Source organism: Defluviicoccus vanus (genome assembly GCF_014672695.1).
GTDB lineage: Bacteria > Pseudomonadota > Alphaproteobacteria > Rhodospirillales > Defluviicoccaceae > Defluviicoccus > Defluviicoccus vanus.
Window position 1 is genome coordinate 4,039,747 of record NZ_CP053923.1, and the last position, 13,934, is coordinate 4,053,680.

Below are 13,934 nucleotides of genomic sequence, written 5' to 3' on the forward strand. Positions count from 1 at the left end.
ACATGCGACGCTGCCAAGGAAATCAATGCAACGTCCGTACCAACATCTAACATACTGATCTGTGGGTGTTTTTTGTTTGTGCGGGTTGTCGGATATGGGACAGATGAACGCGTTGTCGGCTTTATGACATGGGTCGACGCAACGGTAGCAGCGGCTCTCCGGTTTCTTCGGCGAAGCAGATACCCACGTCGGTGCAAACCTCGCAGTTCGGCGCCTTGCAGACGAGGACGCCATCGAACTGGCAGAGCTCACGATAAAAAAACTTCTTCCACTTCATATCTTTGGTGTTACGCAGGGCCAAGGGTGCAAAGTGGCGGACGAGGAGGCGGCTCAGCTCGCCGCGATTGGTCAGCCCGAGGTCTTGCCACAGATGATTGGCGCCGAGCGATCGGCGCGCAACCATCGCTGCCAACCAAGCCGAACACTCCTCATCGCAAGTCCGGTTGTCGAGCAGCAACTGATGCAAATCCGGCTCTTCGACGGCATCTGCCACCGCTGCCGCCTCGGCGGGAAGGGAGGTGAGAAGAGCCTGGGCATGCGGAAAATAGCGTCCAAAAAGACGCTGCAGTGCATCGCGGCCCAGGCCGCTGGCATCGGTAAGGGGCCGCTCCGTCTCGCTCAGGGCGATCGCCAGCACACACGCAAACACATGGCGATCAAATATATCGCCATCGTCGGCGGCGCCTTCCCGCTCGTCCCGGCCGCCGCCGTTCAACAGCCCATAGGCATCGACCGCGGTCAGGACAGGGGGGTCAATGCGCGCTCAGGCGGCGACGAAGTGCTGCGCCTTGGTCGTACAAACGCGCATGCACGCGCGGCAGCCAACGCAGTTGCCGCTGTTTTCGACGACGGTGATCATCCGCTCCGACTCTTCTTCTTCGGGATCGACGATTTCGCCGTCTTCATTGATCGCCTTCAGCGCCATGACGTTCTGGCCGCACACCTTGAAGCAGCGGCCACAACCGATGCAGATTTCCGGATCGATGGAATCCAGGTAGAGCGGCGTCCACGGCGTGCCGTCACGAGTTAAAAAGGGACCATCACTCATTCTATCCTCCCTGGTACATAATCTCAAAGTTTGGCGATTTCGGGGTAGGCGTTGATCATCGACGTGGCTTCGGCCACCAAGCGGTTGCCCTCGGTGGCGAGGTCGGTAAGAGTGTCGAAACCGAAACGGTGAATGTCGCGCAGGTTGCGGCTGACAACGACCAGTCGCCCGGCGAGCATCACCAGCCGGCCGTAGCCTTCGTGCGACAGCTTGAGGATCGGTGAGGCAATGATGCCGGTTGCCTGTTCCACGCTCAGGCCGACGGCATTATAGAACTGCTCCACCCGCCAGATGGCGCGCCGGTCGGGATCGGCGATGACCGGAATCTTCCGCCGCTGCTCGCGGCTGAGGATGTACGGCTCCAACACATCGGCATCGCTTTTCTTCGCCCACACACCATGCGCATCGTGCGCACGCATTTGCCGAACGAGGGTGACGATAAACGGCAGCTTGAGCGGATCGACGCCTTCAGGCGCAGGTGGCGTTGCTGCCGGTTCGTCACTCANTTCCTCGTCCTCCTCATCATCAACAAACGAAGGAACCTGATCATCGTGCTTGCGCAAGGCCTTGCGTAACCACGGTGGCGGCGAGCCGTTCAGCATTGTCTTCAGTCGCTCAAGAATGTCGGCGATCGGCTCCGGCCGCGGGACCTTGACTGGATGAATGCGGTGCGCCACGACGCGTGCCGCTGCCGGTCCGCCGATGGCGGCTACGAACAGCAGTGAGCAGTCGTCGATGGCCGAAATCCGCGCCTCCAGCCGATCGTGGCCATCCTCGGCATGGTTTCCATCCTGCTTGCTGCCTGCATCGAAGCGCACCGCCTCAACAAACCGGTAGCCGTCTGGGGCAATCTCGTAGACGGCGAAGTTGCGCGCACCGGCAAAATGAGCATCAAGCATGTGCAGGTCTTGTGTCGCGAACGCGACCTTCATAACTCCTCCTTCGGCCGAGGCAGCCGACTTAGGCATCGGGCTGGCTTCAACCACTCTTAGTCTACGCATGGCTCACCATCCGTTCTGGTGGTTCCACATGACGGGTTGCGGGAGCACTGTCGTGGGCGGCCTCGTGTTCGCCGCTGTGGTCGAGCAGCAGGTTGCCAAGATCGAAAATGAGGCGACGGGTGCCGCGATAGCCCACCGACAGTGCATGTGCCGCGCCGAGGCGATCGAAAATCGGGAAGCCGACTCGATACAGCGGCAGGCCAAGGCGTTGCGCCGGGGCTGCCCCGTGCGCATTGGTCAGGATGAGATCGGTGCCGGCCGCGGCATCCTCGAGATCGCCCAAATCACCGATGCAGACGGTGTCGGCGGGGATATCGCCCAACAGTTCGGACGAAACCGTCGTCACTGCGGTGGTGACCTTTGCCCCCAGGCTGGTGACGAGGCGGGCGAGAGCGAGCAGCAGATCGGGCTCGGCGGCGATGGCGATCTTTGCTTCGCCAAAGGGGAAATGCGCGTCGAGCATGGCATCCACCAGCCGGCTCCGCTCACGCTTGACCCGGTCGCTGGGACCGCTGCCGCTGATCTCGATCAATGTTTCCACCATGGCGTCGACGGCATCAAGTCCGGTCATCGACGGGAACACTCGGTAGGGTACTCCGGCGCGGGCGGTGAGCGCGGCCGCTGCAGGGCGCATCTGCTCGCCGACGGCAAACGTCATCACCGACTGACCAAGGCTGCGGATTTCCGCGACCGTGGTGCCACCAAGCGAGGTGGGCACGTGGGTGTCTGGCACCCAACCATCCAGCGAACGCGACAGATCCGGCAGGACAACCGTTTGCAGGCCGAAGCCTTCGATGAGATCGCGGAGTTCCTCCACGTCGGCGGGCGTCAGGTGACTGCCGGGGAGAAGATTGACCTGGCGAAGGGTTTTCTGGCCGGTGGCGGCTGGAACGAGCGATTCGATAGTCGCCTTGACCGCGGAACTCCAGCCTTCCTGCAAGCCGCCCATATAGTCCGGCGTCGACGCATAGACGATGTCGAGGTCCGACCACTCCGGGTGATTGCGGGTAATCTGTTTCAGGTCACCGGCCATATCCTCGCCGCGGGTCTCCGTCAGGGCGGTGGAACACAAGCCGATCACCCGCGGCTGTGCCCGCGAGCGGAGGTTGATGATCGCTTCCTCCACATGATCGGCGCCACCGAGAATGGTCGAGAGCTCGTTCATCGCCGTGGTCTGCAGCGGGATCGCTTCGCGAAAGTGGCGCACCATCAACACCAGGGCGAAAGCGGTGCAGCCCTGGCTGCCGTGAAACAGCGGAATGCAGCGATCGATGCCGAGAAAGGCAAGGGCGGCGCCCAAGGCGGGACTGACCTTGAGCGGATTGGTGCTGGCAGCGCGCGCCGGGTTGAGAATGCTGTTCATGCCAACTGNCTCCGCCGGGGCCGCGTCCCAAGGTGCCGGCCGCCGGGTGTGCGACCAGACCGGGTTCGCCAGTTCGCTGTCCACCAACCGGGCAAAGCGCACCGTGCCTTCGTAGCCGGCATAGCCGTGGTGCCGCTCCTGGTTGATGTCGAGCCAAGGGGTTCGTGTCTTTAAGGCGACAAACTGGGTGCGGCCGCCGGACATCAGGATGTCGGCCTCGCCGCTTTTCAACATGCGGAAGAGTTCGCGCGGCGGAATCTGGTCTACCATCGGCGCATCGTCACCCATCAGCGCCTTGATCCGCTCCTTGTCTTCCACCGTCGACTTTCGCACCGAGGTCTTGACCACCACCATGCCGAGTTCGGTCAAGGCACTGATCATCGCCCAGGATTTAACCCNCCCGGTGTAGAGCAGGACGCGCTTGCCGCTGAGGCGGGCGCGATAGGGCTCCAACGAGGCAGTGGTTGCCGCAGCAGCGTCCTCGGTCCACGTCCGCGTCCGCTCGATCAGCTCCGCCGGCGCACCACGCGCCACCAGCATCTCGGCGATCGTCCGTAGCGAGGTGGTCGTGCCTTCGACGCCGTAGAAGGAGCCTTCGAAGTAGGGGATGCCGAACCGGCTTTCCATCTTCCGCGCCAGCGACACCAGCGCCTGACTGCAGACCACCATATTCACCCGCGCCCGATGCGCGGTGCAGACCTGGTGATAGCGGGCGTCGCCGGTGATCGTCGCCAGGACGCGGATGCCGAGCTTTTCCAGCAGCGGTCGGACCTGGGCAAATTCGCCGGCGACGTTGTATTCGCCCAGCAGATTGATGTCGTAAGGGGTGGAGTCCTCCGGCTCGCGCGTACCGATCACATGATCGAGGAGCGCTTCGCCGGCGAGCTTGTTACCGAAATTCTTCGATCCGGCAAAACCGGGTGCCGTCACCGGAATCACCGGCGTGGCCAAGCGCTTCGCTGCTTCGGCGCACACCGCTTCCACGTGGTCGCCGATCAGCGATGGCACACAGGTGACATAGACGAACACCGCCGGCGGCTGATGCCGGCGGACGATCTCCTTGATCGCCTTGTAAAGCTTCTTCTCGCCACCGTGGATGATGTCCAACTCGGTCAGGTCGGTGGTGAAGCCGGTGCGGTAGAGCATTGGGCCGCTGGAGCCGACGTTGCGGCTGTCCCAGCTGTTGCCTTCACAGGCGATCGGCCCGTGCACCAGATGTGCCGCATCGGTAATCGGCTGCAGGGCGATTTTGGCGCCATCGAAGGCACAGCCGCCGGCGGCAGCGCCGGGAGTGAGGGTCTTCGCGGAGCAACCGGCACGGCGATCGCGATCCGTCTTGTCGCGGTTGACCGCGCAGCCGGGCTCATCGAAAGCTTTGGCAAGTTTGTCCGTCAGCATCGGCAGCTCCCGTCGAACCGTCGGTGGTGGCGCAAAAGCAGAACCTCCGCTCCGCTGCCACCCTCTTCCGGCGGAAGAGGGCGCAAGCGAGGCGAAAGCGAGGAGGGACCCTCGACCATCGGCCGCCGGTCAGCGAGTCAGGTCGAAGCTGATATCGTTGACGCCGGCGACGTTTGTCTGCGAGTCCAGGATGTCGAACACCTTATCCAGGATGCGCACCAACACCTGCAGACCGCCCTGATAACCCCAGGTCGGGAAGCGGTGATGGTGGTGACGATCGAAGATCGGGAACGACAGCCGGATCAGAGGGATGCCGGTATCGCGCTCCAGATACTTGCCGTAGGAGCTGCCGATTATCAGATCGGTGGGCTCGGTGAACAGGAGCGAACGCACGGCCCACAGGTCTTTGCCGGGCCACACCTGGGCCCGCGCACCGAAGGGAGAGGAGTCGAGAACTGCCTTCACCTTCTTTGCCCAGGCCTTGTTGCCGTTGCTGGCAACCACGTGCACCGGCTCCGCACCCACTTCCATCAGGAAGCGGACCATGCCGATGCAGAAGTCGGGATCGCCGAAGACGGTGAACGTCTTGCCGTGCAGGTAGGCCTGCGAGTCGGTCATCGCATCGACGAGGCGACCGCGCTCGATCGCCAGTTCCTGCGGGATCGGCTTGCCGGTCATCTCGGACAGCTTCATCAGGAATTCGTCGGTCGCGGCGACACCGAGGGGATAGTTGAAGGCTTCCGTCGCCTGGCCCTTGTTCTTGATCATACCAAGCGTCTTACGCGTGCAGTACTGCTGCATGCTGATCGTGGCTTTGGCGTTGATCGCGTCCTTCGCCTCTTCGATCGTCGTGCCTTCCGCATACATGCGGAAGGTGCCGTCGGCCGGGGTGTCGTAGATGTCGGCGGGATCGCTGATGATCGTCGCGTCGACCCCCATCAGGCCAAACATCCGCTTCAGTTCACGGTTATTGCCGACACAGTAGCCGTCAAAACCGGGAATGACGTTGATCTTCTCGTTTGGGGTCGGCGTAAGATCGGCCCAGAAGTAGCTAAGGATCCCTTCCAGCATGTTGTCGTAGCCATCGCAATGGCTGCCGGTAAAGGAGGGCGTGTGTGCCGACGGGACCGGGAAGTCCGCAGGGATCGCGCCCTGCTGCTTCGCCGTGGTGATGAACGCCTGCAGGTCATCGCCGATGACTTCCGCCATGCAGGTGGTCGAGACGGCAATCGCGGTCGGCTTGTAGAGCGTGTAGGAATTTTGCAGGCCGTCGATCATGTTGGCGAGGCCACCAAAGACGGCGGCGTCCTCGGTCATGTTCGAGGAGACTTGGGTCGACGGCTCCTTGAAGTGACGGGTGAGGTGCGAGCGGAAGTAGGCGACACACCCCTGCGAACCGTGCACGAACGGCAGCATGCCGGCAAAACCCGATGCGCAAAAGGTGGCACCGAGCGGCTGGCAGGCGCGGGCAGGATTGACCGTTACGGCCGTCCGCGCCAAGTTCTTTTCCCGATAATCCCAGGACTTCGTCCACTCGGCAACTTCCGCAATCTTTTCAGCGGAATGGCCACACTCGAAGTCCTCACGCTTGCGCGCGAACATTTCCTGGTATTCGGGATCTTTGAATAGTGCAACGTGGTCTTTGATCTGGTCTGTAGACTGCGGCATCTCAAATGTCTCCTAATGACGTTCCAAATCCCGCCTCCCTCCCGAACCGCGGCCCCTCCCGTTGGGGAGGGGCGTGGGCTCGGTTGTGAAAGCGAGGGGAGCGTCCGGTCTTAGGCTTCAGTCGGGGTGGCTTCAGCCGTAGCCCAGGGTACCTTGGTCAAACCCCAGGTCGGGCTGTTAACGGCCATGTCCATATCGCGGGCGAACACGGCAAAGCCGTCGTACCCATGGTAAGGACCCGAATAATCCCAAGAGTGCATCTGACGGAATGGGATGCCCGCCTTTTGCGTCGAGTACTTCTCCTTGATGCCGGAGCCGACGAGATCGGGACGGATCTTCTGGACGAACTTCTCCAACTCGTAGCCGGTCACGTCGTCGTAGATCAGCGTGCCATCCTTCACGTAGTCCATGGTCCGCTGATAGTCGTCCTTGTGGGCGAATTCATAACCAGCGCCGACGATTTCCATACCGAGGTCTTCGTAGGCGTTGATCATATGGCGGGGACGCAAACCACCCACGAACAGCATGACCTTCTTGCCTTCGAGGCGCGGCTTGTAGCGAGCGATCACCGCGTCGGCCAGCGGCCGATACTTGGCAATCGTTTGTTCGGCTTTCTCCTTGATCGTGTCGTCGAAGAACTCCGCAATCGCCCGGATCGAAGCCTCGATCCGGGAGGGACCGAAGAAGTTGAACTCGAACCAGGGCGTGCCGTACTTCTCTTCCATGTGCCGGGAGATGTAGTTCATCGACCGGTAGCAGTGGATGAGATTGAGCTTGGCTTTCGGGGCGATCTCCAACTCGGCCAGGGTCGAGTCACCGGTCCACTGGGCGATGACGCGCAGCCCCATCTCCTCGAGGATCTTTCGCGAGGACCAGCAGTCACCGCCGATGTTATAGTCACCGATGACGACTACGTCGTAGGGCGTGCTCTCGAACTCGGGGTGCTCATTCTTGCCCATGACCCAGTCGCGCACCGCATCGTTGGCGATGTGGTGACCGAGGGACTGGGAGACGCCGCGAAAGCCTTCACAACGCACCGGCACCACCGGCTTGCCGATCTCTTCACCCTTCTCGCGTGACACCGACTCGATGTCGTCACCGATCAGGCCGACCGGACATTCCGACATCACCGAAATGCCACGGTTGAGCGGGAACAGTTCTTCGATTTCGTCGATCACCTTCCGCAGCTTCTTGTCGCCGCCGAAGACGATGTCCTTCTCTTGGAAATCGGAGGTGAACTGCATGGTTCCGAAGGAGTCGACGCCGGTCGTTCCCACGTAATAGTTGCGCCGCTGTGACCATGAATAGTGACCACAGCCCACCGGTCCATGCGAAATATGGACCATATCCTTCACCGGCCCCCAGACCACGCCCTTGGCGCCAGCATAGGCACAGCCACGGACACTCATCACGCCGGGAATTGACTTGATGTTCGACTTCACACCGCAGTCAGAAGCGCCATCATTGGTCACGGATAAGTGCTTCGCGCGCTTTTTACCCGTCTTTTCCGGATAAGCGGACAGCACTTCCTTGATTAGGGCCTCGTGAAACTCCTTGTCGTTTTTGTACTCGATTGTCTTGACGACGGTCATCCGTCTCTCCTCCGCTTGGGGGCCGTTAGCTGCAACAGGACTAGGCGTTAACGGCAACCCGCTTCATAGCAGCCTCTTTCGCCTCCAACTCGGCGATCATCTGCTCGTCGGATTTGATGATGCCGAAGTCCATCAGCATCTCTTCCAGCTCATCCATGCCCACCGGGGTCGGGATCACGCCCTTACCCGAGTTCTCGTGGATCTTCTTCGCCAGCACCCGGTACTCGTCTGCCTGCGGGTGGTCCGGCTGATACTGGATCACCGTCTGCCGACGCAGCTCGGCGTGCTGCACCACGTTGTCGCGGGGAACGAAGTGGATCAGCTTGGTGCCGAGTTTCTTCGCCATCGCGTCGGAGAGGTCAATCTCGCGGTCGGTCATCCGCGAGTTGCAGATCAGGCCACCCAGGCGGACACTGCCGGTGGTGGCATACTTGAGAATGCCCTTGGAGATGTTGTTGCACGCATAAAGCGCCATCATCTCGCCCGACATGACGATATAGATTTCCTGCGCCTTGTTCTCGCGGATCGGCATCGCGAACCCGCCGCAGACCACGTCGCCCAGAACGTCATAGGAGATGTAGTCCATGTCGTCGTAAGCGCCGTTCTCCTCGAGGAAGTTGATGGCGGTGATGACGCCGCGGCCGGCGCAGCCGACGCCCGGCTCCGGGCCACCGGATTCGACGCACTTGATCCCCTTGAAACCTTCGCGAATGACTTCTTCGGGTTCGAGGTCCTCAACCGAGCCCTTCTCGGCGGCAAGGTGAAGTACGGTCTGCTGCGCCTTCGAATTCAGGATCAGACGAGTCGAGTCAGCCTTCGGATCGCAGCCGACGATCAAGATCTTTTGCCCCATCTCCGCCAGCGCCGCGAGGCAGTTCTGGGAGGTGGTGGATTTGCCGATGCCGCCTTTACCGTAAAAGGCGATCTGACGGAGAGCTGCCATAATCTAAACTCCTGTCGCTCGGGAAACACGTGGGCTAAGCGCCCTTGGGCCTTAAGAAGCAATGTGTGTGCCAACCGCCATAACTCTAGAAAAATAAAGCAATATCAATATGTTATATGGAAGTGAGGCGATCCAGGTCGTGGTGTTCGGAAGGCGACAATCTCCGACAAACTGTTCGAACCGGGACAGCATTCGTCATCAACGACCGCGCGCCGGGGGGCGATGGTCCGGTGTTTGCTTGCAAGTGAGAACGATTATGCAGGAGGGTGACGAGGGCCCGATGGACCAGGCTACGAAATCGCCTCGAGCGGCCTGGCGGCGGGGTGACGGCACCAACCTCATCGGCATTCCAACTGGCCTGTTCGCCAGCGCCGCGTACAACAGCAGCAATCGATCGGTGCACATTGCCGGTGTGCGCGAGATGAACACCGATTTGTTCCGCTTGCTGGATGCCGCCGGTTCGCTTGAGGAAGCAAGCGGTCTGTTCTCCGCCTACATGGCGACCATGTTCGGATTATCCGAGGAACGGAAGCCGCTCCACGGGACTGATGCTCCGAATGAGCCGCCGGTGAAGCGTCGATATCGATCCAGCTACCTGCGCCTGCTGCGCGGCTGGGCCTTCGATTCCAATGCATCCGAGGGCGCCATGCTGAAAGGCTGGGTGGAGAGCCGGTTCGGCCTCGTACCGACCTTCCACCGCCAGCCGCTCACCGATTTTCACTCCGCCGCCTGGGCGCGCTATGTCGAAGAGNNAAAAATGAGTAGCCGCTTCGACAATAACGCAATCCTCAGCCAGCTCGATCTGCTGTACGAGTTCGCCCAGTGGGCGCTTAGCCGATTCCAACCGGAGCAGCCGTTGCTCCGCCTGTACCGCGGCGTCAACGATTTCGAAGAGCATCAGATCGTTGAGCGACGATCCCGCCGACAGGTTGTCCTGCGTCTGAACAATCTTGTGTCATTTACGAGCGAGCGGGACATGGCCAGCTGGTTTGGCGATCACATTTTGGAGGCCGAAGTGCCAAGGATGAAGATATTGTTTTTTAATGCGCTTCTGCCCCGACACACCTTGAAGGGTGAGGGCGAACTGTTGGTGATTGGCGGCGATTATCTCGTAACCGCGTCGTACTACTGATCGCAGACGAAGGGCAGATGATATGAGCGCGGCGACTCCCATCGAGCCGACCGACGCCGTCCTTGACCGTGCCTTGGGCGCGTATCTTGGTTTCGCCATCGGCGATGCCCTGGGGGCGACGGTTGAATTCATGACCCCGTCGGAGATTGCCCGCCAATACGGCGTGCACTCGCGAATGATCGGCGGCGGTTGGCTGAAGCTGGATCCGGGACAGGTCACCGACGATACCGACATGACGCTGTGCGTCGGTCGGGCGATACTTCACGCTGGCGGTTGGGATCTGAAGGGGGTGTGCGACGAGTTTGCAGCCTGGCTGAAGCGGGTGCCGGTGGATGTTGGCAATACCGTCCGCCGTGGCGTTCGCCGTTACATCCTCGATGGGAGCATGACGACGCCGCCCAGCGACGGGGATGGCGGCAACGGGGCGTGCATGCGCAACCTGCCAGTGGCGCTGGCGACCATCGGCCGGCCGGTGGAGTTCGAGCAGTGGACACTCGAACAGTGTCACATCACCCACAACCACCCGCTATCCGACGCGGCCACCTTGGCGATGGGACGAATGGTGCAGCGCTTGGTCATGGGCGGCGGCGTCGCCGCCTGCCGGGATGAGGCAAAAATCCTCATCGCTGCGCATACGCAGTTTCGCTTTGATCGCTTTCGCGGTCCCTGCTCGGCTTATATCGTCGATACGGTGTGCACTGTTTTGAAGCACTACTTCCTGACCGACACCATCCGCAGCTGCGTCACCGAAACCGTCAACATGGGCGGTGACGCCGATACGGCGGGGGCATTGGCCGGGATGCTGGCTGGCGCGACCTACGGCGCATCGACGTTGCCCGATGCCTGGCTGAAACGGCTCGATCCGAAGGTGACGGAGGAAATTAAGGCACAGGTGCCGCGACTATTGGCGGTGGCACACCTCCGCCGCTGACGCGTCGACTAAGGGGGCGAACGCGGCAGGGCGGCGGAGCCGTGGGGGCAGCGGCGGGCGAAAGTGCCGCCAATGCTGCGCTTGACGGTTTCGTCTCAGTCGAGGCGGGCGCCCACCTTAACCACAACCTGGTATTGGGTAACCTTGCCGTTTTCCACGTGACCGCGGATCTCCTGCACCTCGAACCAGCTGATGCTGGGAATGGAGGCCGACCCGGCGGCCACGGCGTTGTCAATCGCATCGGTAATCGAACTGGGCGAAGTCCCGACAAGTTCCACTTTTTTAAAGACGCTATTGGACATGCTGAATTCCCTGGTGCGCCGCCCGCGCAGGCAGCGATGCGACTTCCTGTCACATGGCGGGAGGCGTCAACGTTATCAATAAGCCGAGGAGGGGAGATCCGTGGGATACGAGCGGTGCCGGAGCACCACTCGCTCAATCGCTGCCGCTCAGACGCTTCGCTTCGAGGGTCAGGGGCAGTCGGGTGTCTGCGTCCTTTTCGGGCATCGCAAACCGCCAGCCATTGGCCAGTTCCACCCAGCCGCCCCAGAGTGCCGGTCGCTCACTGGCGACGATGTCCTGCTCCAGATCTTTCTTCGCGATGTAGAGGGAGTACTGTTCGCCCCGCCGGGCGACGGTCACTTTCATGCTAANCTNCTCCGCCGATTCAATCTCGCCACGTCGCATCCCGACGATACGTCCTCGCTCGAAAAAATCGACGGCATAAATGTAGTAGCGGTTCAGAAATTCGCCGATCGACTGCACGTAGCCCAAGTCGCCGACCTCGACCAGTACCTCGCCACGGGCGGCACCAGGATACGAACCATCGTTGCGTACTGCAGTCAGTGACCGCACCTTCTGGCTTGGCTCGAATTCGGGCGGCGAAGCAATCTCGATCTCGGTCGGCTCCATACTCGGTATCCTCGCGGCTGCGGTCTGCGATCTGAACCGCGTTGGTCAGGCGGCAAGGGTGATACAGTCGGCCGGGCAGGCGGCAACGCACTGTGGTTCGTCGAAATGTCCCTTGCACTCGTTGCACTTGCTCGGATTGATCACGAAAATGTCGCCCTTCATCTTGATGGCGGCATTCGGGCAGCCGAATTCACATGAACCGCAACCGGTGCAGGCGGACTCGTTGATTACGTAGGCCATGCTCTCTCTTCCTTCATCGTTTGGCGCGTGAGGAGCCCTGCGCCTCGGGCGCCGATGGTGCTACGCGCGTCGTTCCGTTGCAACCGTTTGGGCGTAGCAGTCGTGAAAGTGGGCGGCAATCGCCGATTCGATGTACTCGAAGGCCTGGGCATCACTGACGGTAATCCCGGCTTCGCTTAATTGCTGGCGCGGACAATTCCCGATCTTCGCACAGAGAACGTGGCGAATGCCGGCCAGGGCGACGATCGTCGTCTCGAGCTTGCTGTCGTCCCCTTCACCGCCGCCGCAGTAGCGGTCGATCCGCCGGTGGCCGATGAAACGCAGGCCATTGCTGTCGGCGGCGTAGACCTTGAACTCGCTGGCATGCCCGAAGTGCTCGTTGATCCGGCCGCCGCCCTTGCTGCACACGGCGACCAGCGTCTCCTCCGTCAATTCGAGCGCGCGAATGGTGCGGCGAGCGTCGCCGGCCTGACGGGTCTTGTCCTGTTGCTCGTGCGCGATCAAGGCGCGGTACGATTCCCGTTCGCGCGTCGTATCCTCGACGGTTTCCGGCAGCTTCGCCATGGTAAATTCCTGACCCCGGTCTTCGCCTATCAGGCCCACGGCATCGGCGCGGCACTGTCGGCAGTGGCGCATGACCCGCGCATCGCCGCTGACCTGATCTTGGACGCGCTGCAGTTCCTCCGGCGACGGTCCGCGCTGGCCGTTGAGGCCGAAGTAGGTGCCATGCGCCGGATCGGAAATGAGCGGCATGATGTTGTGGATGAAGGCACCGTGCTGACGGACGACAGTGTTGAGCTTGGCCAGATGATCGTCGTTGATGCCGGGGATCAGCACCGAATTGATCTTGACCAGGACGTCGGCACGGGCGAGGGCATCGAGACCCTCCATCTGCCGGTCGAGCAACACCGTCGCCGCTTCAAGACCGCGCAGGCGGCGGTTGTTGAAATAGACCCAGTCGTAGATTCCCTCGGAGACGTGCGGATCCACCGCATTCATCGTGATCGTTACGTGGTCGATCCCGAGCGACTTGATGGTTTCGACGTGGTCAACCAGCGCTAACCCGTTGGTGGAGAGGCAGAGACGCAGATCCGGCAGTACCTCGCGCATCAGGCGGAAGGTGGCGAAGGTGTGACGGTAGTCGGCGAGCGCATCGCCGGGGCCGGCAATGCCGACGACAGAAAGCTCGGGCATTTTCGCCGCCACCGCCTGCACCTTGCGTACGGCGTCCTCCGGGCTCAGCCGCTCGCTGACGACCCCCGGCCGGCTCTCGTTGGCGCAGTCATACTTCCGGTTGCAGTAATTGCACTGGATATTGCATGCCGGTGCCACCGCAACGTGGATGCGGGCGAAATTGTGGTGTGCCTCTTCGCTGTAGCAGGGATGATCGTTGATCCGCGCCAACACGCTGGCGGGAATGGCAGCCTCGGCCGACGGCGTGCCGCAACCACTTGTGGAGCAGCCACCGCCGGTACTGGTAGGCTTCGATGCGCGGTCAACGGTCGTTGAGCCGGCAACTGCGTCCTTGAGCGAAATGATGCTGCTGCTCACCCGCGCATCTCCCTTGTGCTGACGGCGGCACCAGCCAATTCCGGCACCTGGGAGTCTGAGCAAGAAGCGGGCCAAATCCATAGTTCCTTGATGTACAACGATTATGGCAGATGTCGCAACGGTCGCGACGATGTTGCCTCCGCGACATCCTGTCG

General features: G+C 61.5%; 13 protein-coding genes. 2 read left to right on the forward strand and 11 right to left on the reverse strand.

Going from position 1 to position 13,934, the window contains the following annotated elements:
- Window positions 1-121: 121 nt before the first annotated feature.
- From HQ394_RS18455 to nifH, 7 genes are all read right to left on the reverse strand, one after another.
- The gene (locus HQ394_RS18455; protein ID WP_190261413.1) at window positions 122-715 is read right to left on the reverse strand and encodes a nitrogen fixation protein NifQ; all 594 of its coding nucleotides are present in this window, start codon (window positions 713-715) and stop codon (window positions 122-124) included.
- A 48-nt stretch (window positions 716-763) separates the two neighbouring features.
- Complete coding sequence (fdxB, locus tag HQ394_RS18460) at window positions 764-1,048, reverse strand: ferredoxin III, nif-specific (protein WP_190261414.1); 285 nt, start codon at window positions 1,046-1,048, stop codon at window positions 764-766.
- 23 nt (window positions 1,049-1,071) lie between these two features.
- Complete coding sequence (locus HQ394_RS20890) at window positions 1,072-2,049, reverse strand: NifX-associated nitrogen fixation protein (protein WP_456151460.1); 978 nt, start codon at window positions 2,047-2,049, stop codon at window positions 1,072-1,074.
- Window positions 2,042-4,810 carry a bifunctional nitrogenase iron-molybdenum cofactor biosynthesis protein NifEN gene (locus HQ394_RS18470; RefSeq protein WP_190261415.1) on the reverse strand — a complete coding sequence of 923 codons (2,769 nt, stop codon included), beginning with the start codon at window positions 4,808-4,810 and terminating at the stop codon, window positions 2,042-2,044. The genes HQ394_RS20890 and HQ394_RS18470 overlap by 8 nt, the downstream gene beginning before the upstream one ends.
- 129 nt (window positions 4,811-4,939) lie before the next feature.
- Entirely contained in the window at window positions 4,940-6,478 is a 1,539-nt protein-coding gene (nifK, locus tag HQ394_RS18475; protein ID WP_190261416.1) for a nitrogenase molybdenum-iron protein subunit beta, read from the reverse strand.
- A gap of 110 nt (window positions 6,479-6,588) precedes the next feature.
- Window positions 6,589-8,070, reverse strand: coding sequence for a nitrogenase molybdenum-iron protein alpha chain (gene nifD / locus HQ394_RS18480; protein WP_190261417.1), 1,482 nt, complete (start codon window positions 8,068-8,070; stop codon window positions 6,589-6,591).
- Window positions 8,071-8,110: 40 nt separating this feature from the next.
- A complete protein-coding gene (gene nifH, locus HQ394_RS18485; protein WP_190261418.1) occupies window positions 8,111-9,013 on the reverse strand; it encodes a nitrogenase iron protein in 903 nt (300 codons plus the stop codon).
- A gap of 280 nt (window positions 9,014-9,293) precedes the next feature.
- Here nifH and HQ394_RS18490 point away from each other — a divergent pair, with 280 nt between their 5' ends.
- Window positions 9,294-10,145 (forward strand): NAD(+)--dinitrogen-reductase ADP-D-ribosyltransferase, encoded by an 852-nt coding sequence (locus HQ394_RS18490; protein ID WP_190261419.1) that lies wholly within the window; start codon window positions 9,294-9,296, stop codon window positions 10,143-10,145.
- Between the two features lie 22 nt (window positions 10,146-10,167).
- On the forward strand, window positions 10,168-11,076 hold the full coding sequence (gene draG, locus HQ394_RS18495) for an ADP-ribosyl-[dinitrogen reductase] hydrolase (RefSeq protein WP_190261420.1): 909 nt from the start codon (window positions 10,168-10,170) through the stop codon (window positions 11,074-11,076).
- Between the two features lie 95 nt (window positions 11,077-11,171).
- Here draG and HQ394_RS18500 read toward each other — a convergent pair whose 3' ends face one another.
- From HQ394_RS18500 to nifB, 4 genes are all read right to left on the reverse strand, one after another.
- On the reverse strand, window positions 11,172-11,378 hold the full coding sequence (locus tag HQ394_RS18500; protein WP_190261421.1) for a dodecin: 207 nt from the start codon (window positions 11,376-11,378) through the stop codon (window positions 11,172-11,174).
- 133 nt (window positions 11,379-11,511) lie between these two features.
- Window positions 11,512-11,988 carry a putative nitrogen fixation protein NifT gene (gene nifT, locus HQ394_RS20895; protein WP_317628968.1) on the reverse strand — a complete coding sequence of 159 codons (477 nt, stop codon included), beginning with the start codon at window positions 11,986-11,988 and terminating at the stop codon, window positions 11,512-11,514.
- A gap of 45 nt (window positions 11,989-12,033) precedes the next feature.
- The gene (locus HQ394_RS18515; RefSeq protein WP_190261422.1) at window positions 12,034-12,228 is read right to left on the reverse strand and encodes a 4Fe-4S binding protein; all 195 of its coding nucleotides are present in this window, start codon (window positions 12,226-12,228) and stop codon (window positions 12,034-12,036) included.
- Between the two features lie 60 nt (window positions 12,229-12,288).
- Window positions 12,289-13,779, reverse strand: coding sequence for a nitrogenase cofactor biosynthesis protein NifB (gene nifB, locus HQ394_RS18520; RefSeq protein WP_190261423.1), 1,491 nt, complete (start codon window positions 13,777-13,779; stop codon window positions 12,289-12,291).
- Window positions 13,780-13,934: the final 155 nt, after the last annotated feature.

Excerpts from the sequence above, each read along its gene's own strand:
- fdxB (WP_190261414.1), bottom strand. The coding sequence starts at position 1,048 with ATGAGTGATGGTCCCTTTTTAACTCGTGACGGCACGCCGTGGACGCCG.
- nifK (WP_190261416.1), bottom strand. The coding sequence starts at position 6,478 with ATGCCGCAGTCTACAGACCAGATCAAAGACCACGTTGCACTATTCAAA.
- nifD (WP_190261417.1), bottom strand. The coding sequence starts at position 8,070 with ATGACCGTCGTCAAGACAATCGAGTACAAAAACGACAAGGAGTTTCAC.
- nifH (WP_190261418.1), bottom strand. The coding sequence starts at position 9,013 with ATGGCAGCTCTCCGTCAGATCGCCTTTTACGGTAAAGGCGGCATCGGC.
- draG (WP_190261420.1), top strand. The coding sequence starts at position 10,168 with ATGAGCGCGGCGACTCCCATCGAGCCGACCGACGCCGTCCTTGACCGT.
- HQ394_RS18500 (WP_190261421.1), bottom strand. The coding sequence starts at position 11,378 with ATGTCCAATAGCGTCTTTAAAAAAGTGGAACTTGTCGGGACTTCGCCC.
- HQ394_RS18515 (WP_190261422.1), bottom strand. The coding sequence starts at position 12,228 with ATGGCCTACGTAATCAACGAGTCCGCCTGCACCGGTTGCGGTTCATGT.